20 protein-coding genes and 1 pseudogene are annotated in these 20,382 nt (G+C 72.9%); 8 read left to right on the forward strand and 13 right to left on the reverse strand.

Annotated elements, in window-relative coordinates; translation table 11 throughout:
* The first annotated feature begins 101 nt into the window (after nt 1-101).
* The gene (gene glgX, locus ABT288_RS44005; RefSeq protein WP_351620851.1) at nt 102-2,246 is read left to right on the forward strand and encodes a glycogen debranching protein GlgX; all 2,145 of its coding nucleotides are present in this window, start codon (nt 102-104) and stop codon (nt 2,244-2,246) included.
* Nucleotides 2,247-2,304: 58 nt separating this feature from the next.
* Here glgX and ABT288_RS44010 read toward each other — a convergent pair whose 3' ends face one another.
* Entirely contained in the window at nt 2,305-3,114 is an 810-nt protein-coding gene (locus ABT288_RS44010; protein WP_351620853.1) for a VOC family protein, read from the reverse strand.
* A 129-nt stretch (nt 3,115-3,243) separates the two neighbouring features.
* Between ABT288_RS44010 and ABT288_RS44015 the strand changes: the two genes are divergently transcribed.
* Entirely contained in the window at nt 3,244-3,558 is a 315-nt protein-coding gene (locus ABT288_RS44015) for an ANTAR domain-containing protein (protein WP_351620854.1), read from the forward strand.
* Nucleotides 3,559-3,600: 42 nt separating this feature from the next.
* Here the strand turns inward: ABT288_RS44015 and ABT288_RS44020 are convergent, their stop codons facing one another.
* Complete coding sequence (locus tag ABT288_RS44020) at nt 3,601-4,392, reverse strand: RNA polymerase sigma factor SigF (protein ID WP_351620856.1); 792 nt, start codon at nt 4,390-4,392, stop codon at nt 3,601-3,603.
* Nucleotides 4,393-4,641: 249 nt separating this feature from the next.
* On the opposite strand from ABT288_RS44020, the gene ABT288_RS44025 reads away from it, so the two are divergent.
* From ABT288_RS44025 to ABT288_RS44040, 4 genes and pseudogenes are all read left to right on the forward strand, one after another.
* Entirely contained in the window at nt 4,642-5,127 is a 486-nt protein-coding gene (locus ABT288_RS44025) for a MarR family winged helix-turn-helix transcriptional regulator (RefSeq protein ID WP_351620859.1), read from the forward strand.
* A gap of 710 nt (nt 5,128-5,837) precedes the next feature.
* Nucleotides 5,838-6,653: pseudogene (locus tag ABT288_RS44030) on the forward strand (ATP-binding cassette domain-containing protein); the annotation flags it as partial.
* Entirely contained in the window at nt 6,613-7,473 is an 861-nt protein-coding gene (locus tag ABT288_RS44035) for an ABC transporter permease (RefSeq protein ID WP_351620862.1), read from the forward strand. The pseudogene ABT288_RS44030 and the gene ABT288_RS44035, both read left to right, overlap by 41 nt.
* Nucleotides 7,474-7,664: 191 nt before the next feature.
* Nucleotides 7,665-8,189 (forward strand): hypothetical protein, encoded by a 525-nt coding sequence (locus ABT288_RS44040; RefSeq protein WP_351620864.1) that lies wholly within the window; start codon nt 7,665-7,667, stop codon nt 8,187-8,189.
* 70 nt (nt 8,190-8,259) lie between these two features.
* Here ABT288_RS44040 and hemC read toward each other — a convergent pair whose 3' ends face one another.
* The 7 genes from hemC to ABT288_RS44075 all read right to left on the reverse strand — a co-directional run bounded on the left by hemC (nt 8,260) and on the right by ABT288_RS44075 (nt 14,931).
* Nucleotides 8,260-9,195: a hydroxymethylbilane synthase gene (gene hemC, locus ABT288_RS44045; protein ID WP_351620866.1), complete on the reverse strand. Its 936-nt coding sequence runs from the start codon at nt 9,193-9,195 to the stop codon at nt 8,260-8,262.
* A gap of 72 nt (nt 9,196-9,267) precedes the next feature.
* Nucleotides 9,268-10,092: a nucleotide exchange factor GrpE gene (locus ABT288_RS44050; RefSeq protein ID WP_351620868.1), complete on the reverse strand. Its 825-nt coding sequence runs from the start codon at nt 10,090-10,092 to the stop codon at nt 9,268-9,270.
* A gap of 26 nt (nt 10,093-10,118) precedes the next feature.
* The gene (locus ABT288_RS44055; RefSeq protein WP_351620870.1) at nt 10,119-10,595 is read right to left on the reverse strand and encodes a GNAT family N-acetyltransferase; all 477 of its coding nucleotides are present in this window, start codon (nt 10,593-10,595) and stop codon (nt 10,119-10,121) included.
* Complete coding sequence (locus ABT288_RS44060; protein WP_351620873.1) at nt 10,592-11,110, reverse strand: hypothetical protein; 519 nt, start codon at nt 11,108-11,110, stop codon at nt 10,592-10,594. Before ABT288_RS44060 ends, ABT288_RS44055 begins: the two co-directional genes overlap by 4 nt.
* An 84-nt stretch (nt 11,111-11,194) precedes the next feature.
* The gene (locus ABT288_RS44065) at nt 11,195-12,151 is read right to left on the reverse strand and encodes an ATP-dependent DNA ligase (RefSeq protein WP_351620900.1); all 957 of its coding nucleotides are present in this window, start codon (nt 12,149-12,151) and stop codon (nt 11,195-11,197) included.
* A 462-nt stretch (nt 12,152-12,613) separates the two neighbouring features.
* Nucleotides 12,614-14,119 carry a glycerol kinase GlpK gene (gene glpK / locus ABT288_RS44070; RefSeq protein WP_351620876.1) on the reverse strand — a complete coding sequence of 502 codons (1,506 nt, stop codon included), beginning with the start codon at nt 14,117-14,119 and terminating at the stop codon, nt 12,614-12,616.
* Between the two features lie 44 nt (nt 14,120-14,163).
* The gene (locus tag ABT288_RS44075; protein ID WP_351620879.1) at nt 14,164-14,931 is read right to left on the reverse strand and encodes an IclR family transcriptional regulator; all 768 of its coding nucleotides are present in this window, start codon (nt 14,929-14,931) and stop codon (nt 14,164-14,166) included.
* A gap of 166 nt (nt 14,932-15,097) precedes the next feature.
* Here ABT288_RS44075 and ABT288_RS44080 point away from each other — a divergent pair, with 166 nt between their 5' ends.
* Nucleotides 15,098-15,520, forward strand: a complete 423-nt coding sequence (locus ABT288_RS44080) for an ATP-binding protein (RefSeq protein ID WP_502972984.1) — start codon at nt 15,098-15,100, stop codon at nt 15,518-15,520.
* On the opposite strand, the gene ABT288_RS44085 is transcribed toward ABT288_RS44080, so the two are convergent.
* From ABT288_RS44085 to ABT288_RS44095, 3 genes are all read right to left on the reverse strand, one after another.
* Entirely contained in the window at nt 15,517-16,689 is a 1,173-nt protein-coding gene (locus ABT288_RS44085) for a PP2C family protein-serine/threonine phosphatase (protein WP_351620885.1), read from the reverse strand. The genes ABT288_RS44080 and ABT288_RS44085 overlap by 4 nt on opposite strands.
* Before the next feature lie 95 nt (nt 16,690-16,784).
* A complete protein-coding gene (locus ABT288_RS44090; RefSeq protein WP_351620888.1) occupies nt 16,785-17,543 on the reverse strand; it encodes an IclR family transcriptional regulator in 759 nt (252 codons plus the stop codon).
* Between the two features lie 124 nt (nt 17,544-17,667).
* Complete coding sequence (locus tag ABT288_RS44095; RefSeq protein ID WP_351620891.1) at nt 17,668-18,558, reverse strand: EamA family transporter; 891 nt, start codon at nt 18,556-18,558, stop codon at nt 17,668-17,670.
* Nucleotides 18,559-18,626: 68 nt separating this feature from the next.
* Here ABT288_RS44095 and ABT288_RS44100 point away from each other — a divergent pair, with 68 nt between their 5' ends.
* Nucleotides 18,627-19,484: a LysR family transcriptional regulator gene (locus ABT288_RS44100; protein WP_351620894.1), complete on the forward strand. Its 858-nt coding sequence runs from the start codon at nt 18,627-18,629 to the stop codon at nt 19,482-19,484.
* Between the two features lie 471 nt (nt 19,485-19,955).
* On the opposite strand, the gene ABT288_RS44105 is transcribed toward ABT288_RS44100, so the two are convergent.
* The coding region (locus tag ABT288_RS44105; protein WP_351620897.1) for a YjfA family protein at nt 19,956-20,382 on the reverse strand (427 nt) is incomplete at its 5' end.

Genomic DNA, 20,382 nt, shown 5'->3' on the forward strand with positions numbered 1-20,382 from the left:
GCCGCTGATCCGGCGGAGGCGATGGCCGTGTCGGCCGCCGATCCGGGCGGCGCGATCGCCGCGCCTGCCGCCGGTCTGGACGACGCCCTGGAGGGCAGCCGGTGACCGCCCGAAGGACCAGGAAAGGGCTGCCCGTGTGGAGCGGGCAGCCCTACCCGTTGGGTGCCGCGTTCGACGGACAGGGCACCAACTTCGCCCTGTTCAGTGAGGTGGCCGAGCGGGTCGAGCTGATCCTCGTCGACGACGCGGGCAAGCAGACGCCCGTGCGGCTGCACGAGGTCGACGGATTCGTCTGGCACGCCTATCTGCCCGGCATCGGGCCGGGCCGGCGCTACGGCTACCGGGTGCACGGCCCCTGGCAGCCCTCGCTCGGCCACCGGTGCAATCCGGCGAAGCTGCTGCTCGACCCGTACGCCCGCGCCGTGGACGGCCAGATCGACAACCACGCCTCGCTGTACGAGCGCGCCCCGGACGGCCCGGCCCCCGCCGACAGCGCCGGGCACTCCATGCTGGGCGTGGTCACCGACCCGTACTTCGACTGGGGCGACGACCGTCCGCCCCGGACGCCGTACTCGGACTCGGTGATCTACGAGGCCCATGTACGCGGCCTGACCCGCACCCACCCCGAGGTCCCCGAGCGGCTGCGCGGCACCTACGCGGGCCTCGCCCATCCCGCCGTCGTCGATCACCTGACCTCGCTCGGCGTGACCGCGGTGGAACTGATGCCGGTGCACCAGTTCGTGCAGGACGGCGTGCTCCAGGACCGCGGCCTGTCCAACTACTGGGGCTACAACACCATCGGCTTCTTCGCCCCGCACAACGCCTACGCCGCCTTCGGCACCCTGGGCCAGCAGGTCAACGAGTTCAAGGCCATGGTGAAGGCGCTGCACGCGGCCGGCCTCGAGGTGATCCTCGACGTGGTCTACAACCACACCGCCGAGGGCAACGAGCTGGGCCCCACACTGTCCTTCCGGGGCATCGACAACGCGTCCTACTACCGCCTGGTCGACGGCGACTGGGCGCACTACTACGACACCACCGGCACCGGCAACAGCCTGCTGATGCGGCACCCCTACGTGCTCCAGCTGATCATGGACTCGCTGCGGTACTGGGTCACCGAAATGCACGTCGACGGCTTCCGCTTCGACCTCGCGGCAACGCTCGCCCGGCAGTTCCACGAGGTGGACCGGCTCTCGGCGTTCTTCGACCTGATCCAGCAGGACCCGGTCATCAGCCGCGTCAAGCTCATCGCCGAGCCCTGGGACGTGGGGGAGGGCGGCTACCAGGTCGGCAACTTCCCGCCGCTGTGGTCGGAGTGGAACGGCAGGTACCGGGACGCCGTACGGGACTTCTGGCGGGCCGAGCCCGGTTCGCTCGGCGAGTTCGCCTCCCGGCTGACCGGCTCCTCCGACCTGTACCAGCACAGCAGGCGCCGGCCGCGCGCGAGCGTCAACTTCGTCACCGCGCACGACGGTTTCACCCTGCGCGACCTGGTGTCGTACAACGACAAGCACAACGAGGCCAACGGCGAGGACAACCGGGACGGCGAGAGCCACAACCGGTCCTGGAACTGCGGCGTGGAGGGCGCCACCAAGGACCCGGCCGTCCTCGAACTGCGCGCCCGGCAGCAGCGCAACCTGCTGGCCACGCTGCTGCTGTCGCAGGGCATCCCGATGCTCTGCCACGGCGACGAACTCGGCCGCACACAGCACGGCAACAACAACGCCTACTGCCAGGACAACGAGATCTCGTGGATCGACTGGGAGGTGACCGAGGAGCAGCGGTCCCTCGCGGAGTTCACCCGGCGGCTGATCGCCCTGCGCGCCGCGCACCCCGTGCTGCGGCGGCGCCGCTTCTTCCGCGGCGAGACCGTGACCAACGCCAGGCAACCGCTCCCCGACCTGATGTGGTTCAGGCCCGACGCCCGTGAGATGGCGGCCCGGGACTGGCAGCGCGGGGACGCGCACTCGGTGGGGGTGTTCCTCAACGGCGACGCCATCGCCGAGCGCGACGCCCAGGGGCGCCGGATGGTCGACGACTCCTTTCTCCTGCTCGTCAACGGCTACTGGGAACCGGTCGACTTCCGTCTGCCCGACGACACCTTCGGCGAGCGCTGGACGACCCTGATCGACACCGCCGACCCGGACGGCATCCCCGACGAACGCGAACGCAAGGCCGGCACGAGGCTGCGCGTGGTGGCCCGCAGTCTCGTCCTGCTGTCGCGCCCGTCACGCGTGGCGAGCTGAGGGGCCGGCTGCGGCGGACGGCCCTCCGCCCGGCGCACCCGGCGTGACCGGCCCCGGCTCAGCGCAATCGGCGTGACGTCACGGTGAACTGGGCCCCGTCGGCGTCGCGGAGGATCGCCTCGTCCTCGCTCTCGCTCAGCACGCTGCCACCGTGCTTCTCCGCCGCCCGGGCGCAGTCCGTGACGTCCGCGACGGCGAAGTGGATCTGCCAGTGCGGCCGGACGGAGGGATCCGGTGCCGCCTCCGCCGCCCCCGAGTCGATGCGCGCCACGATGTCGCCCTGGCTGCGCAGTACCACCTCGCCGCCCTCGTACTCCACCTCGCAGCAGCCCGGCAGCCCGGACGCCCAGTCGAGGATCTCGCCGTAGAACATCGCGGCGTCGAAGGCGTCGCGGGTGTGCAGCCGGATGAACGTCGGTGCCGCCCGCCGCCAGGCCTCCCAGTTGGCGACCAGCTCCCCCTGCCAGATGCCGAAGGTGGCCCCGTCCCGGTCGGCCAGCAGCGCGGCACGGCCCGGCGGGAAGGACAGCGGCCCGACGGCCGCCGTACCGCCGCGCTCGCGGACCCGCGCCACCGCCACGTCGGCGTCCGGCACGGCGAAGTACGGCGTCCAGGCCACCGCCATCTGCCACATGGCCGCGACGGCGGCGATGCCGGCCACCGGCACCCCGTCCGCCAGCGCGAAACGGAAGTGCTCGCCGAGTTTCGCGCCGCGCCAGCGCCAGCCCAGGACGGCCGAGTAGAAGTCCTGGGTGGCCTTGAGGTCGCGGCTGGTCAGGCTCACCCAGCACGGGGCACCGAAGACGGAGTGCGTGGAGACGACGTCTCGCCTCCGCGGTCCACCACTGACGGGGGCGTTGTGGTTCATGTCAGTCGCGTCCTGCTCTCGGGGGCCGGGCGGCCACCGCTCTCGCACCAGTGTCCAACCGGAAGGGGGCCGATGCCTCCTCGAGTACCCCCGGTGGCATCGGTGCAGGCCGGCGAGGACGATGGGGGCATGGGAGCGAACGAGCCCGACAGGCTCTCCGCGCTGCAGGCCGAGGTCGACCAGATGAAGGAGGCCGTGGTCTCCCACGCGGTCGTCGACCAGGCGATCGGGATGGTGGTGGCCCTGGGCAGGGTGACCCCGGACGAGGGCTGGGAGGTGCTGAGGGAGGTCTCCCAGCACACCAACATCAAGCTGCGCAACATCGCGGAGCTGATCCTCATCTGGGGGCGCTGCGGCGACATCCCGCCCGATGTCGGCGCGGCGCTGGAGGACGCCATGGACAGGTACGGCCCCACTCAGGTGCCCGGAACCTCGGACGGGTGAGTTTCGGGGGGTGTGCCGGTCGTACGGCGGGCCCGGCGTGAATCAGCGGGCCTCGGCGAGCAGTTCCTCGCGCAGCCGGTCGAAGCAGCTGCTGAGCAGCCGGGAGACGTGCATCTGCGAGATGCCCAGCTGCTGGGCGATCCGGCTCTGCGTCATCCCGCGGAAGAACCGCAGGTAGAGGATGATGCGCTCGCGTTCCGGCAGCGCCTCGAGACACGGCCTGACGGCGGTCCGGTCGATCACCAGGTCGTATCCGGGGTCGGGGTCGCCGAGGGAGTCCCCGAGGGCGTAGCCGTCGGTGCCGGCCACCTCGGCGTCCAGGGACAGCGCGGAGAAGCACTCGAGCGCCTCCATGCCGGTGCGGACCTCGTCCTCGCTGAGCCGCGTGTGGGCGGCGATCTCCGCCACTGTGGGCGGGCGCCCCGAGGTGCTCTGGGCCAGTTCCTTGCAGGCGGAGCGGACCCGGTTGCGCAGGTCCTGTACCCGGCGCGGCACGTGCAGGGTCCACATGTGGTCGCGGAAGTGGCGCTTGATCTCACCGGTGATGGTGGGCACGGCGTACGCCTCGAAGGCACGGCCACGCTCGGGGTCGTAGTGGTCGACGGCCTTCACCAGGCCGAGGGCGGCCACCTGGTACAGGTCCTCCAGGGTCTCCCCGCGGCCGCGGAACCGCACGGCGATCCGCTCGGCCATGGGCAGCCAGAGCCGGACCAGTTCATCACGCAGCGCCCGCCGGTCGGGGCCGTCGGGCAGCGTCGCGAGCCGCTCGAAGGAGTCCGCCGTGTCGGGGGCGTCATCGTGGGGGTGGGAAGTCGTGCTGGCGGTGACACTCATGGTGCGCACCTCTCTCAGCAGGTGCTGGATGTACAGACACCGTGGGAGGCGCGCTCGGACCGGGAAACGGGTAACGGGGCGTCCGGCAAGGTGCCGACTCCCACGGAAGTGCCTCCGGTCCGAAGCACTGCCCATTGTTTTCCCCCTCCCGGACATCACAAACAATTCAGTACAAATGGGGTGCGAGCCGGGTCGGTCTTGGCCTCCCCTTGGCGGGAATTACCTCTGTAAGAGAGGTAATCTTCTGGTGTGGAACCCGGTACGCCACAGCGAACGGCAACGGAGTCGGAGACCCTTCCGGAGGAGCTGGCGGACGCGCTGGTGCGCATCCAGCGGCTGATCCGGCGGCGGCTGCGTGACGGGCTGACCGAGCCCCGGCTGCGCGGCGCCGAGGTGGAGCTGCTCCGACTGGTCGAATCCCGGCCCGGCATCGGCATCTCGGACGCGGCGAGGGCACTGCACCTGGCCGGCAACTCCGTGTCGACGCTGGTCAACCAGCTGCTCCGGGGCGGCTACCTGGTCCGTGAGACCGACCCCGCCGACCGGCGCGCGGCCCGGCTGCAGCTGACCGCGGCCGCGGCGAAGCGCCTCGGCGACTGGAAGCGGCGCCGGGCCGAACTGGTCGGCCGGCACGTGTCCCGCCTCGACGACACCGACCGGGAGGCCCTGCGCGCGGCCCTGCCGGCACTGCGCAAGCTGGCGGCCGGCCTGCACGAGGAGGCCGAGGAAGCATGACGGAGGCCGACGACCATGACGGAGGTCCACGAGCCATGACGAGGAACACCGCGGAAACCCCCGCCGACACCTCCGGCGCCTCCACGGACGCGGCCGACAGCCCTGCCGCCTCCGTGGACACCGCCGACAGCCCCTATGCCGCAGCCGCAGCCGCCGCCGGGGCCGTCGGTGCCGACGCGGTTTCTGGCGCGTCCGGGCAGGCTCTCGATGTGCCCGGTGCGGCCGTCGGCTCTGCGGGAATCGTGGGCGCGTCGCCCGAATCCGCCGAGGGCGTCGACGCATCCGCCAGGGCCGCTGGTGGCCTTGGCGCGTCCGGTGAGAGCCCCGGTGCGCCCGCCGCAACCGTCGGCTCCGCCGTAGCCGTTGGCCCTGCCGGAACCGTCCGTGCGGCCCCCGGATCCGCCGAGCATGTCGATACAGCTGACGCCGCCCCCGGCGCTCCCGCCGCTGCTGTCGGCGCCGCCGGAATCGTGGGTGCGTTGCCCGAATCCGCCGAGGGCGTCGACGCATCCGCCAGGGCCGCCGGTGGCCCTGGCGCGTCCGGTGAGAGCCCCGGTGCGCCCGCCGCAACCGTCGGCTCCGCCGTCGCCGTCGGTCCCACCGGAACCGCCCATGCCGTCCCCGGATCCGCCGACCCCGTCGATACAGCCGGTGAAGTCGCGACAGCCGGTGCAGTCGCGCGCCCCGCGGCCGCCCCCGCCCCGGTCGCCGACGCAGTCAGCTGCACCCGGCTCGTCTACGCCTTCGGTGACACGCGTGCCGTCGACGGGCTCGACCTGGTTGTCCGGGAGGGGGAGGTGTTCGGGCTGCTCGGGCCCAACGGTGCCGGGAAGACGACCGCGATCCGCTGCATCACCACCCTGCTGCCCGTCCCCGCCGGCATGGTCGGCGTCTTCGGGCACGACGCGGCCAAGGAGCGGATGGCGGTGCGCCGGCTGCTCGGCTATGTCCCCCAGCAGCTGTCCGCCGACAGCGGGCTCACCGGCCGGGAGAACGTCGCCCTCTTCGCCCGTGTCTTCGACGTCCCCCGCCGCGAGCGTGCCGAACGGGTCACTCAGGCGCTGGCCGCCGTCGGCCTCGCGGACGCCGCCGACCGGCTCGCCGGCACCTACTCCGGCGGCATGGTCCGCCGCCTGGAGCTCGCCCAGGCGCTGGTGAGCGCGCCCCGGCTGCTGATCCTCGACGAACCGACCATCGGGCTCGACCCGATCGCCCGCACCGGCGTCTGGGAGCACATCAACGCCGTCCGCGCGGCCACCGGCATGACGGTCCTGGTCACCACCCACTACATGGACGAGGCCGACCAGTACTGCGACCGGGTCGGCCTGATGCACCGCGGCCGCATCCGCGCCCTCGGCACCCCGGCCGAGCTCCGCCGCGGCCTCGCCGAACGCCAGGGCACCGGCACCCTGCCCACGCTGGAGGACGTCTTCCGCGACGTCGCCGGCAGCGGCCTCGACGACCACTCCGCAGGAGGTTTCCGCGATGTCCGCAGCACCCGCCGCACCGCGCGCCGAGTCGGCTGACCGCGCCCCCGGCAGCGCCGCCGCCCTGCTGCTCAGCCCGCCCGTGCCGCGCGCCGGCTGGCGGCTGCTGCCCGCCCGGGTCGCCGCCCTGTGCGCCGTCGAACTGCAGAAGCTGCGGCACGACCGCACCGAGCTGTACACCCGCGCGGTCCAGCCCGCCCTGTGGCTGCTGATCTTCGGCCAGACCTTCACCCGGATACGGGCGATACCCACCGGCGGCGTCCCGTACATCGACTTCATGGCGCCCGGCATCATCGCCCAGTCGGCGATGTTCATCGCGATCTTCTACGGCATCCAGATCATCTGGGAGCGCGACGCGGGCATCCTGAACAAGCTCCTCGTCACCCCGACCCCGCGCTCGGCGCTGATCACCGGCAAGGCGTTCGCCGCCGGGGTGAAGTCGCTGATCCAGGCGGTCGTCGTGATCGTCATCGCGGCCCTGCTCGGAGTGGCCCTCACCTGGAACCCGCTGAAGCTGCTCGGCGTCGCCCTCGCCGTCGTACTCGCCTCCGCGTTCTTCTCCTGTCTGTCGATGACCATCGCCGGCATCGTGCTCAGCCGCGACCGGCTGATGGGCTTCGGGCAGGCGATCACCATGCCGCTGTTCTTCGGCTCCAACGCCCTGTACCCCGTCTCGGTGATGCCGGGCTGGCTCCAGGCCGTCAGCAAGGTGAACCCGCTGAGCTACCAAGTCGACGCCCTGCGCGGCCTGCTGCTCGGCACCCCCGCGCACCTCGGCGCCGACTTCGCCGTCCTGGCGGTGGCCGCCGCGCTCGGCGTCACCGCGGCCTCCTCGCTGCTCGGCCGCCTGGCCCGATGATCTTGCCCGCGGACGTGATGTGCGGCACGCACCCGTACCCCCTGCGAAGCCGCCGGGTACAGATTCTTCCTGGGCAGCGCTTGATCAGCGATCAAAGCGGGCGAACCCGCTGGCCACAGTGCATTCCACTCATTTGACAGTGCGCTCAGCGCACAGATAGACAGCAGCTCTCGGAGGTCGAGAGGGGCACTGTGTACGAGCCGAACGTGGTCGGGGACTGGCAGGAGTACGACGAGCATGCCGGTCTGCGGGTCCGCGTCCACCGTCTGGAGGCCGCGGAGCCGCCGCGCGGACGTGACGACGCCGCCGTCGGGCTGACGTACTTCACGGTCCGTGTGACGGTCGAGAACCGCGGCGCCCAGCCCTACGGCATCCACCTGGAGGACGGCCAGATCGACGTCCGGGTCGGCCCCGACGGCGAGGGCGCGTTCATCGACTGGCGCAACTCGCAGTTCGTCGAGGGCTTCGACGTCTACCCCCTGCGCCGGGCCACCGCCGTGCTCTACGCCGCCGCCCCCGAGGCCGCGCTGTCCCACGTGGACGTGCAGGTGCAGCTGCGGGTGGAGGACGACTGGGCCGACCGCCGGCTGTGGACCGGCGGCATCGGCGTCGTGGAGGCGACCCCGGCGGCCGCCCCCGCCTCCGCCGGGCAGCACAGCCTGGCCCACCAGGTCAGCGCCTTCCTGAAGGACCAGACGGAGCCCGGCACCGCCTGACGCGGCCGGACGGGCGCCGCCGCAGGTCCCGGGACGGAGCCGTCGCACGACCCCGTGCCCGACCGTGTGGTCAGTGCGGGATGCCGTCGATGATCTCCCGCGCGCCCTGCCGCAACAGCGCCACCGCGACCGAGGTGCCGAGCGTGGCCGGGTCGAGCCGGCCCGCCCACTCGTGGGCGTTCAGCCGGGTCTTGCCGTCCGGAGTGAACACGCAGGCCCGCAGGGACAGTTCCCCGCCGCGGTCCACGCGCGCGTACCCGGCGATGGGGCTGTTGCAGTGGCCCTGCAGCACGTGCAGGAACATCCGCTCGGCGGTCGCCTCGCGATGCGTGTCCGGGTCGCCGAGCCCGCTGACGGCGTCGATCAGATCGCTGTCGTCCTCCCGGCACTGCAGCGCGAGGATGCCCGCACCGATCGGCGGCATCATCTCGTCCGGCGACAGCACCTCGCTGATCACGTCCGTCCGGCCGATCCGCTCCAGACCGGACATGGCCAGCAGCAGCGCGTCCGCGTCCCCGGCGGCCAGCTTCTCCAGCCGTCGATTGGCGTTGCCGCGGAACGGCACGCACTCCAGGTGCGGATGCGTGGCGGACAGCTGGGCCACCCGGCGCACCGCGGAGGTGCCGATCCGGGTGCCGGCCGGCAGTTCGTCCAGGGTGAGCCCGCCCGGGTGCACCAGCGCGTCCCGGATGTCGTCCCGCTTCAGGAAGGCGGCGAACACCGTCCCGGCGGGCAGCGGCCGGTCGGCGGGCACGTCCTTGACGCAGTGCACCGCGAGATCGGCCTCCCCGGCCAGCAGGGCCGCGTCGACCTCCTTGGTGAAGGCCCCCTTGCCCTCGACCTTGGACAGATCGCCGAGCCACTTGTCGCCGGTGGTCTTCACCGGCACCACCTCGGTGCGCACACCGGGGTGAAGGACGGCCAACTCGGCGCGCACGCGCTCGACTTGGGCCAGGGCCATGGGGGAGTCGCGGGAGACGACACGGATCAATTCCGGGACGGACATGGGGACACGATAGACCCTCGGGCCCGACGCCCGGTCGGGGCCCACTGGCGCTGCGCCGGGGTCCCGCTCCGGTCACCGCCAGTCGTACGGGTACAGGTCCGAAGCCCAGCCGGGACGGGCGGCGAGCGCGTCGGCCCGCTCCGGGGTGCGCAGCAGGCACCGGTGCCGCAGCAGGTCACGCCGCTCGGCCGGGGTCAACAGCGCCTCCGCGCCGTCCGCGTCGACGGCGTCCACGTGCGTGTCGCCCAGGATGTTGAGACGGTCGCCGGTGTTGGTCCTGACGTCGACGCGGAAGCCGGTGCGCCACTGGGAGTTGGATCCCCAGCCCATGGACGGATCGACCGTGGGCCGGTGCCGGCGCCGGAAGGTCCAGTACAGCGGGGAGCGGTCGGCCACGCCGCGCTCCGCGTGCCGCGACCCGGCCCGCACGCGCACGCCCGCCCGGCCGAACAGGACACCGCCACCCAGCCACAGGCCCGGCCAGACGACCCCGGTGATCCTGATCGGCTCGGCGGGGTCGGCCGCCTGCTCGACCTCCACGATCTCGTGCAGGAACGGGTCGAACACCGCGGTCTCCTCGAACGGCGCCATCCCGAGCCCCGTGAAGAACGCCGGATACTGCTCCCCGCTGATCCCGGGTCCCGCCCAGTGGTCGTGCCCGGGCGGCTGGAAGCAGAGCAGCAGCGCGTCGGCGACCCGGCTCAGCGCGTACAGCTCCCACAGGTCCTCGTGCAGCCGCGCCCGCTGTGGATCAAGCTGCTCCGGCAGGGGTCCGCCCAGCAAGCCGGCCACCGTGGCGAGGCGCTCCCGGTAGGCCGCTCCGGCGTATGCGGCCCATGGGCCGGCGACGGCGTCGTACGCGTCCGTGCCCGTGTGCTCGAGCAGCCGCAGGTACAACTCCCGGGCGGCGACCGGTTCCCGGCTCAGGCGACCGCTCCGCCGACCGGGAGGCTGTAGCGCAGCTTCTGCTTCGCGCGGGCGCCGAGCCGGTCGTAGAACCGGACCGCCCCTTCGTTCCAGGCGGGTGTCTGCCACTGCACCTCCGGGACGCCGAGCCGCCGTGCCTCGGCGACCACCGCGTCCACGAGCAGCGGGCCGAGGCCGAGGCCGCGGTGGCCGGGGGCCAGGAACAGGCAGTCCATGTGCAGGTACTCCCGCCCGTCCCAGGTGGACAGTTCGGGCGCGCAGGTGGCGTAGCCGACGATCTCCCCGTCCGGGATCTCGGCGACCAGGCAGCGCAGCCGCGGGGCGGGGGTGTCGAACAGCAGGCCGGCCAGCCGGCCGGCGAGGTCCGGCACGGGCGGGGCGGCGCGTTCGTACGCGGCGTGCTGGGCGGCCAGTTCGGCCACGCGCGGCAGATCGGCCCGGCCGACATGCCGTACCAGGGCAGTCCCGGTCACCGGACCTCGCCCTCCAGGGTGTCGGCGCTCCAGGCGGTCAGGCGCTCGGCGAGCGGACCCCTGCCGTCCAGGACGTGCCGGGAGAAGGCCTCCCGCTCGTGCGCCAGCAGCGCGGCCTCCCAGACGCAGGGCGCGAGCCCCGCCCGGCCCGGCCGCAGCTCGGCCGGCCGCCCGGCCGGGCCGGTGAACACGGCCAGGTCGGACATGTGTCCCTCGATCCAGTTGTGCACGAGGACGTAGTCGCCGTCGCCCCCCGCGTGCACGAGCAGGACCGCCAGGCCCAGCGAGCCGCGCGCCTGCCCCAGCGTCAGATGGCCCGCCGCCAGGTCCAGCGCCGTGTCCACGTCCTGCGGACCGACCGTACGCCCCGGTGCCTGCAGCGCGTACACCTTGACCAGATGACCGGCGGCTTCCCGGACACCCAGCGCCCGGGCGCTACGGCCGTGATGGCCCTCGGCGAGGGCGAGGAGTCCGGAGGCGTCGATCGCGGGGGGCAGCTCCACGTGAAGATCCATCGGGCCATGATGGGGGCCGGATGCGGCGGGCGTCCATGGCGGGGGCGGGCACCGCACGGCTTGGCGGCGCACCGGCGTGTCTCCTCAGTCGAAGCCCTCCGGCAGGTCCGCCGCGGATTCCTCCGGGGTGAGGTCCGGGCGGAGCCGCAGCCAGGACGGCTGGCGCAGGAGGCCGGCCCGGGTACGGGTGCTGTAGCCGACCTCGCCGACCAGCCGGGGCAGCACCCAGCGGGCGCCCGGGACGCGCGGCACCGGATCGAAGGGGCACCGCTCGCTCGCCGCCGCCCGCAGCAGCGCGGCCAGCTCCGTCCGCTCGGCCTCGCTCCAGCCGGTGCCCACCCCGCCGACGTACCGCAGCCGGCCGCCCGCGTCGCGCTGACCGGCCAGCACCGCGCCGGGCAGCCCGCTCAGCCGCCCCTTGCCCGGCAGCCAGCCTCCGACGATGACGTCCTCGGCACGCATGTTCCGGATCTTGATCCACGCGCGCGAGCGCACCCCGGGCTCGTACACCGAGTCCAGCCGCTTGCACACCAGACCCTCCAGGCCGTGCTCCCTGGTCGCCGCGAGCGCCTCGGCGCCATGTCCGGTCACCGCACCCGGAGTCGACCAGTACGGCCCGGCGAGGCCCAGCTCCGTCAGCCGGGCCCGCCGCCGTACGTACGGCTGCCGCAGCAGGGACTCCTCGCAGTACGGCACGTCGAACAGCACCAGGTGCACCGGCACCTGGGCGGCCCGGCGTGCGGCCCGCGCGGGGGCGTGCGCCAGTCCCATCCGGCTCTGCAGCAACTGGAAGTCGGCGCGGCCCTGTTCGTCGAGGGCCAGCACCTCGCCGTCGAGTACGGCGGGCGTGGTGCCCAGCGCGCCGCCGAGCGGCCGCAGTTCCGGATAGGCCGCGGTGATGTCCTCGCCCGAGCGGGCACGCAGCAGCAGGCTGCCGTCACCGGGCAGATAGACCATGACCCGCTGGCCGTCCTGCTTGGTCTCGTAAGCCCACCGCGGGTCCTGGGCGGCGGGCGGGAGGGGGCCGGGCGTGGCGAGCATCGGCGCGATGAGCGGCAGGGGTACGGCGGTCACGGCTGAAGATCTCGACCGCTCCAGGCCCCCTCACGCGCCTTGGACCGCCGGTTCCCCTGAACGGGCTCGCGCGGGGTGCGGGTGCGGGGGATACCGCCCGGCTCGCGCGGGGTGGCGGGTGCCGCGGACACGGTCGGGCACGCCCGGCCACCGGCGATGTCCGCGCTCGATCCGCGGGCTGCGAGCTGCCAGTGACGGACGCAGGCCCGGCAGCGGCACGGCGGACGGCCGCAGCAGAACGCCGCCTGGTGGCGGAGATGTGCCCCTGGGCGGTGACCGTCCGGCGCGGCGCCCCGCCCCGTCCCCACGGGCCGCGGCGCACAGGGGCGGCCTCCGCTCAGGGCGGCCCGGCTCCGGTGGATGTCTTGCTTGAGTCAGGCAAGTACATGGGGCTTACTTGAGTCGAGCAAGTTCATCAGGGCACCGCACCTACGGCCGTCGAACCCAGCCCAGGGACCGTTCGACGGCCCGCTGCCAGTTGTCGTACTCCGACTCCCGCAGTTCGGCGTCCATGGCGGGCAGCCACTGGGCGGCCCGGTGCCAGTTGCGGCGCAGCACTTCCAGATCGGACCAGTAGCCGGCGGCCAGCCCGGCCGCGTAGGCGGCGCCCAGCGAGACCGTCTCGGCGACCATGGGCCGTACCACGGGTACGTCGAGCACATCGGCCACGAACTGCATGAGCAGGTTGTCCGCGGTCATGCCCCCGTCCACCTTGAGCTGCCGAAGGGGGACCGAGGAGTCGGCGTTCATGGCGTCGACGACCTCCCGTGTCTGCCAACCGGTGGCTTCCAGGACGGCCCGCGCCAGGTGCCCCTTGGTGATGTACGAGGTGAGGCCGACGATGACCCCGCGTGCGTCGCTGCGCCAGCGGGGCGCGAACAGACCCGAGAATGCGGGGACGATGTAGCAGCCTCCGTTGTCCTCGACCGTCCGCGCGAGGGTCTCGATCTCCGGGGCGCTGTTGATCAGTCCCAGGCGGTCCCGGAACCACTGGACGAGTGCGCCGGTGACGGCGATCGACCCTTCCAGGGCGTAGGCCGGCTGCTGGTCCCCGATCCGGTACGCGACGGTCGTGAGGAGCCCGTGCCGGGACCGCACCAGCTGGCTGCCGGTGTTGAGCAGCAGGAAACTGCCCGTACCGTAGGTGCACTTGGCCTCGCCCGGGGAGAAGCAGGTCTGGCCGAAGAGGGCGGCCTGCTGGTCGCCGAGGGCGGCGGTGATCGCGACCCCGGGCAGCAGCGAGCGGGCTTCGCCGTACGTCTCGGCCGAGGACCGGATCCCGGGCAGCATCGCGCGGGGCACCCCGAAGAAGGCCAGCAGCTCGTCGTCCCAGGAGAGCGTGCGGATGTTCATCAGCATGGTGCGGCTGGCGTTGGTGGCGTCGGTGATGTGCAGGCCGCTGTCGGCGCCCCCGGTGAGATTCCAGATCAGCCAGCTCTCCATCGTGCCGAACAGCACCTCGCCGTCCATGGCGCGCTGTTCGACCCCCTTGACGTGGTCGAACAGCCACCGGATCCGCAGCGCGGAGAAGTAGGTCGAGGGCGGCAGGGCGCACCGCTCCAGGAAGAACGCCTCACCGGGGCGGTGTCCGAGCTCGTCGACGAGGGGTTCCGTGCGGGTGTCCTGCCAGACGATCGCCCGGCCCAGCGGGGCGCCGGTCCGCCGGTCCCACAGCACCGTCGTCTCGCGCTGGTTGGCCAGGCCGATGGCGGTGACCTGCCCCCTGTCGACACCGGCCTCGGAGAGCGCCTCGGGCACGATCTGCCGCAGGTTGTGCCAGATCTCCACGGCGTCGTGCTCCACCCAGCCGGGCCTGGGGAAGTGCTGCCGGTGTTCCTTCTGCGCGACCGAGACCAGCCGCCCACGGTGGTCGAACAGGATGCATCGGGTGGAGTTGGTGCCCTGATCGATGGACATTACGTACCGGTCAGCCATGATCGGGTCTGCCTTCCGACGGATCGAGGGGCGGCTGTCCTGGCCTACCAGCGGGCGGCTCCCAGGTCCCTGGAGATCGCCCGTGCGGCTTCACGGAGCAGCGTGATCAGGTTCGGGCGGGGGTGCCCCTGGCTGTCGCAGATCCGCTCGACCGGCCCGGACAGCCCGATGGCACCGACGACGAGGCCGCCGTGCCCGCGGATCGGCGCGGCGATTCCGGCCTCGCCCATGCTCATTTCCTGGATCTCGGCGGCCCATCCGAGTTCCCTGACCTCCGCGAGCGCCCGGGCGAGCCGCTCGGGATTGGTCAGGGTGTGCCGGGTGTACGCCTCCAGCTCCTGGTCCCCGACCGGCTCGACGCCCGCGGTCCCGTACGCCAGCAGTACCTTGCCGAGCGAGGAGGCGTGCAGGGGCAGCAGGGAGCCCACGTCCAGGGTCTGGAAGGTGTCGTCCGGCCGGAACACGTGGTGGACGACGAGGACGCTGCCCTCCAGGGGGGTGCCCAGGCGTACCGCCTCCCCGCTGCGGGCGGCCAGGGCGTCGGCCCAGTTGAGCGAGCGCGAGCGCAGCTCGTTGACGTCGAGGTAGCTGGTACCGAGGTGCAGCAGGGCGGCTCCGAGCTGGTACTTGCCGGTCGCCGCGTCCTGCTCCACGAAGTCCACGTGCTGGAGCGTGCGCAGAATGCCGTGGGCGGTGCCCTTCGCCAGCCCGAGCGAGGCCGCCACCTCGCCGAGACCGAGTCGGCGGGGCCCGCCTGCGAGCAGACGCAGAATCGCTGCCGCCCGTTCGATCGACTGGACTGGGCCGGCCATGAGGCGAGCCTATTACCCGCACGGACGCCGTGCCCGCGGGAGGGCGTTCGGTAATGCCGACCGCCGTTCATTGACCGGTCCGATTTGTGTCCATAACGTGCATGCGAGTCCGGAACACGCCGGCATGACGGCGCTGGACCGGCCGTACGCACCACCGGGAGAGAACATGGCGGCACAGCTCAAGACGCTGGTTCAGGCGGCATACGAACACGTGTGTCCGGTGCCGCCCGTCGCCGGCGCCGTCTCCGCCGTACGCCGTCGTGCGGCGGCGGTCCTCGCGGACTGGAGTGTGTGTCCGCACCTCGTCGAGGACGCGCTGCTCGTGGTGTCGGAGCTCGTCACGAACGCGATCGTGCACGCCCGGCCGCCGGCCGTGCTCCGGCTGTCGTGGGTGCAGGGCGACGGTGGTCGCACCCTGCGCGTCGAGGTCGCCGACGCCGGCCCCGCCCTGCCGGTGGGCCCGTCCCTCGGAATCGATCCCGACGAGCACGGCAGGGGCGAGACGATCGTCCACGCACTGACGACTCGCCATGGCATACGCACCCACCTCGACGGAGTCGTCCGCTGGGCCGAACTCGACGTGCCCTAGAGTGCGGCCTCGCACCATGACGGCACGCTCTCCGGCTCGTCCACGGTCCTCTTGCGCAGCAGGAGCAGGGCGGCGTCGTCGTGCAGCCGGCCGCCCACATGCGCCAGCAGTTCGTCGTGGAGCGCGGTGAGGGTGCGCGCCGGCTCGTCGCAGACATGGCGGGCCACCCCTTCGGCCAGCGGATAGAAGTCGCGTGCGTGATCGCGGGCCTCCGTGACCCCGTCGGTGTACAGCAGCAGCTGGTCTCCGACCGTGAACGGCAGCCGCTGCAGGCGGGGGGTCTGGCCCGAGAGGGCGCGCAGCCCGAGGGGCGGAGCGGGATGGGTGGGCTCCACCGCCGCGACCTCTCCGGAACCGGATATCACCAGCGGCGCCGCATGTCCGCAGTTGACGATCTCCAGGTGTCCCGACTCGGGGTGTCCGGCGACCACGGCGGTGACGAAGTCGTCGGGACCCAGGTCGCGCGCCAGGCTCCGCTCGATCCTCGCGACGACGTCGAGCAGGTCGGGCTCGTCGTAGGCGGCCTCGCGGAACACCCCCAGCACCAGGGCGGCGGTCCGTACGGCGGGCAGCCCCTTGCCGCGCACGTCGCCGACGATCAGCCTGACGCCGTACGGCGTGGGCACCAGGGCGTAGAGGTCCCCGCCGATCCGTGCCTCCGCCGCCGCGGCGCTGTAGCGGACGGCCACCTGGAACGGGCCCACGGTGCCCGGGACCGGCTGGAGCAAAGCGTGCTGGGCGGTCTCCGCGACCGAGCGGACGGCGGCGAGGACCCGTTCACGACGGCCCCGCAGTGCGCTGGCCAGGCCGCTCGCCGCGGTGACGGCCAGCAGGGCGGCGAGCACGGCCGCCAGTTCGCCGGCCGGCACCCCGTGCTCGCTGCCCAGCGCCGCGCCCGTCGCCACGGTGAGCAGACCGACGCACAGCACGCCACGCGGCACGTTGGTGGAGGCAGCCAGAGCCGGGCCGACCGCCAGCAGCGGCAGCCAGATCAGCCCCCCGCCCACGGCGACGTCGACGAGCGCGACGAGGGCCACGACCAGCACCGGAAGCCCGGCGGCCAGTTGCCCGGCGGCACAGCGGTGATCCGGATCCCGCGTTTCGGCCGCACAGTTCCTGAACAGCCGCGTAGGTGCATGGCCGCCGCCATGCTGTCGGGCCTGGAGCATCTCGTCCGCAGTCCTCGCCTGTACGTGGGTTACACCCGGAATGTCCGTTTCATCAATCGAACGGGCTGGGCGAGGGAGCCACAAGGAGTGGGTTTTCAGATAGTGAGCGAGAGACTCCTGGTCACCCGGTTCGCGACCGGAAGCAGGCGTGCCCGGATCTCCTGGAGCTGGGCCTGCCGCTCCACCGGCAGGGAGACGCCGAGCGAACCGGGCGTGCTCCCGCGGTAGACCGGCACGGCGACGCACACGGTGCCGAGCGCGTATTCCTCCAGGTCCGTGACGGCCGGTGCCAAGGGGGGCGCCGCGATCCTGCGGAGCAGCTGCGGAAGACTGGTGATCGTCCGTGGTGTGAGGTCGGCGAGGTGGTGCCTGGACAGATAGTCCCGGCGGGCGTCCTCGTCCAGCTCCCGCAGCACGGACTTGCCCAGTGCGGTGGCATGTCCGGCGTCCTCGAAGCCCACCCAGAGATCCACCCGGGGCGTGCGGGGGCTGTCCACGATCTCGGCCACCCTGATCTCGCCCTCCTCGTAGAAGGTGAGGTAGGCGGCGGTGGCCAGCTCGTCGCGGAGGGCGGCCAGCGCCGGGCGCACACGGCTGAGCAGCGTCTGCGTGCGGCCCGCCGTGTGCAGGGAGTTCAGCTTGTCGCCCAGGATGAAGCCGCCGTCGTCCAGCTTTCGCACGTATCCGTCGTGCACGAGGGTGCGCAGCAGGTGATACGCGGTGGCGAGCGGCAGCTCCGTCTCGCGTGCCAGCTGTTTCGCCGGCGCGCCGTTCTCGTGCGCGCTCACCGCCTCCAGCAGACGGAAGGCCCGCTGCACAGACGTGATCAGCGTGGGGCCGTCCTGCGCACCCATGGAACAAGAGTGCGCCGGGCGCCCGGCCGGGGCAAGGCTGGGCGCACCCCGGGGGCGGCGAGGCGGACGCCCACGATCCCGCCACAGGGTCAGCGGACCGCCGGAGCGTGGCTGCCGGTCGTGCTCAGCGGCGCGTGCTCGCGATGCTCACCGCGTTGGCCGCCACCACCGCGCCGATGCCCGTGCACTCCGCGCCGCCCAGGTGCTGGCCGAGGACCACCCAGCCGACCACGGCCGCCAGCACCGGGTTGACGCTCATGAACAGACCGAAGGTCTGGGCCGGCACCCTGCGCAGGGTGAGCAGATCGGTCAGGTAGGGCACGGCAGACGACAGCACACCCGCCGCCACCGCGCACAGCAGCGCCCCGGCCGTCGGCGGATGCCGTACGGCGAGGACGATGCCGATCGGCAGGAAGGTCAGCGCCGACACGCACGCGGCCGCGGCCGACCCCTGGGCGCCCGGGATGCGCCGCCCGACGACCCGGTTGAGCAGGATGTACGAGGCCCAGCAGCAGGCCGCCACCAGGCCCAGACCCATGCCCAGGTAGTCGGCGGACGGCTGGGGGCGCATCAGCACCACGACCCCGGCCCCGGCCAGCGCCGCGCACCCCGCGTCCAGCCGGCGGCGCGCGGCGGCCAGCGCGATGCCGAGCGGGCCCAGGAACTCCAGGGTCACAGCCAGCCCGAGGCCGATCCGGTCGATGGCGCTGTACAGGGTCAGGTTCATGGTGCCGAAGACCCCGGCGAGCAGCAGCACCGGCCACCACTGGCGCCGGGTGAAGTCACGCGGGCGCGGCCGGCCGACGGCCACCAGGACGAGCGCGGCGACGTACTGGCGTACCGCCACGACACCGAGCGGACCGAGGACCGGGAAGGCCAGCGCGCCGATGGCCGCACCGGTCTGGTTGGACAGGCCGCTGCCGAACATGGCGGCTACGCCGCCCAGCCGCCCCGGCGCGGGGTCCTGGATCGCGGGGGACGCCGTCGCCGCGGGCCGTCCGGGAGCTTGTCGCATGCGAGGAGCGTCCGCCCGGCCGTCGCTTGCGCAAAATGCATGCACCATATGATCTATACGCTTGACGTATGAATGAGCTCGAGCTCCGGCAACTGCGCTGTCTCGTCGCCATCGTCGACGAGGGCACCTTCACCGACGCGGCGATCGCCCTCGGGGTGTCCCAGGCAGCCGTCTCGCGCACCCTGGCGGGGCTCGAACGGACCCTGGGCGTACGACTGTTGAGGCGGACCTCGCGTGCGGTGGCCCCGACGGCGACCGGGCTGCGGGTGGTGGCGCAGGCCCGGCGGGTGCTGGCGGACGTCGCCGTCCTGGTCCAGGAGGCCACGTCGGGGCACACCCGGCTGCGGATCGGCTACGCGTGGTCGGCCGTCGGCCGCCACACCGTCGCCTTCCAGCGCCGCTGGAGCGCCGCCCACCCCGGGACCGATCTGCATCTCGTCCGCATCAACACGGCGTCCGCCGGTCTCGCCGAAGGCGCCTGCGACCTCGCGGTGATCCGCCGGCCGCTGGAGGACCGCCGGTTCGACACCGCCATCGTGGGGTTGGAGCGGCGCCTGTGTGCGATGGCCGCCGACGATCCGCTGGCCCGCCGCCGATCCGTACGGCTCGGCGAACTCACCGGCCGGATCCTCTGGGTGGACCGGCGCACCGGCACCACCACGCCCGAGCTGTGGCCGCCCGACGCCCGCCCCGCCGTGGAGGAGACGCACGACGTCGACGACTGGCTCACCGTCATCGCCGCCGGACGCGGCATCGGTGTCACCGCGGAGTCGACCGCGAACCAGTACCCACGGCCCGGCGTCGTCTACCGGCCGGTGTGTGACGCCGAACCCGTCGCCGTACGGCTCGCCTGGTGGCGCGACGATCCGCACCCGGCCCTCCAGGCGGTCCTCGAACTGCTCAGTGAGCTGTACCGGACGGGCTGAACGGCCGGCGCGAGAAAGCGCGGACAGAACAGGCGGCCGAAGCGGCCGTCCGCGCCCACCTCGCCCGCGTGATCGAGGCGCTCCGGGACCGAGCACCCCAGAGGTGCGCTGACCATCGGCGTCCTGACGACGGCCCACCACGCGGGCGGCGTCCTCTCCGCCCACGTGGCCACGCGGCTGGTGGAGCCGCACGGCTGGTGGTCCGCCTTCTCGCGTCCCCATGCCGCTGGGACCGACTTTCCTGGTCGTCTTCCGCACCGGCGTGTTCCCCGACCGCGCCCGGACGATGAGCTACACGACCGTGTCCATTGGGCTACACCGCCTTCGCCCTCGCCGGTGTGTCGTCCATGGTGTTCAGCGGCATCGCGCCCCGCGCTCGTCCCGGCTCCCCGAGCGCAGCGGCACCGGGCGGAAGCTCGTCACCGCCGGCCGACCCGCCCCCGCGCACGGCGCCGTAGGCGTCGCACGGGGTCAGTCCTGTGCTTCCGGCTCCACGTCCAGTCCCGTGCAGGCCAGTTCCCGGGCCACCTCGGCACACGCCTCCACGCCGCGCGGCGAGGACACCGAGAGCATCGGGCTGCTGTCGCCGGTGGGGTCGTCCGCCGGATATCCGGCCGACATCAGGTCCTGGCCCGCGCGCACCGACACCTCACGGGCCCTGGGCGACCGCAGCCACACCTCCGACCAGGCGGTCCCGCACGCCGGGGACCAGCGCAGCCGGACGGTGTAGCCGGGGTCGGTGACGGTGCTCGTGGTCCGCGCGTCCCGGGCGCACACCGTGGCGTCGGGCAACTCGCCCTGGCAGGACCGGCCGTGACAGCGGGGCACCGTCGGCAGGGTCTGCGCGGCGGGCGTGGTGCCCGGCCGCGCGGACAGGGCGACAGTGGCTGAGGTCACC

Origin of the sequence: Streptomyces sp. NPDC001093 (assembly GCF_040298985.1) — a bacterium.
Taxonomy (GTDB): Bacteria; Actinomycetota; Actinomycetes; order Streptomycetales; family Streptomycetaceae; genus Streptomyces.

Excerpts from the sequence above, each read along its gene's own strand:
- glpK (WP_351620876.1), bottom strand. The coding sequence starts at position 14,119 with ATGGCTGACCGGTACGTAATGTCCATCGATCAGGGCACCAACTCCACC.
- ABT288_RS44065 (WP_351620900.1), bottom strand. The coding sequence starts at position 12,151 with ATGCTCGCCACGCCCGGCCCCCTCCCGCCCGCCGCCCAGGACCCGCGG.
- ABT288_RS44075 (WP_351620879.1), bottom strand. The coding sequence starts at position 14,931 with ATGGCCGGCCCAGTCCAGTCGATCGAACGGGCGGCAGCGATTCTGCGT.
- ABT288_RS44060 (WP_351620873.1), bottom strand. The coding sequence starts at position 11,110 with ATGGATCTTCACGTGGAGCTGCCCCCCGCGATCGACGCCTCCGGACTC.
- ABT288_RS44100 (WP_351620894.1), top strand. The coding sequence starts at position 18,627 with ATGAATGAGCTCGAGCTCCGGCAACTGCGCTGTCTCGTCGCCATCGTC.
- ABT288_RS44020 (WP_351620856.1), bottom strand. The coding sequence starts at position 4,392 with ATGAGTGTCACCGCCAGCACGACTTCCCACCCCCACGATGACGCCCCC.
- ABT288_RS44085 (WP_351620885.1), bottom strand. The coding sequence starts at position 16,689 with ATGCTCCAGGCCCGACAGCATGGCGGCGGCCATGCACCTACGCGGCTG.
- ABT288_RS44080 (WP_502972984.1), top strand. The coding sequence starts at position 15,098 with ATGGCGGCACAGCTCAAGACGCTGGTTCAGGCGGCATACGAACACGTG.
- ABT288_RS44015 (WP_351620854.1), top strand. The coding sequence starts at position 3,244 with ATGGGAGCGAACGAGCCCGACAGGCTCTCCGCGCTGCAGGCCGAGGTC.
- ABT288_RS44095 (WP_351620891.1), bottom strand. The coding sequence starts at position 18,558 with ATGCGACAAGCTCCCGGACGGCCCGCGGCGACGGCGTCCCCCGCGATC.
- ABT288_RS44035 (WP_351620862.1), top strand. The coding sequence starts at position 6,613 with ATGTCCGCAGCACCCGCCGCACCGCGCGCCGAGTCGGCTGACCGCGCC.
- ABT288_RS44010 (WP_351620853.1), bottom strand. The coding sequence starts at position 3,114 with ATGAACCACAACGCCCCCGTCAGTGGTGGACCGCGGAGGCGAGACGTC.
- hemC (WP_351620866.1), bottom strand. The coding sequence starts at position 9,195 with ATGTCCGTCCCGGAATTGATCCGTGTCGTCTCCCGCGACTCCCCCATG.
- ABT288_RS44090 (WP_351620888.1), bottom strand. The coding sequence starts at position 17,543 with ATGGGTGCGCAGGACGGCCCCACGCTGATCACGTCTGTGCAGCGGGCC.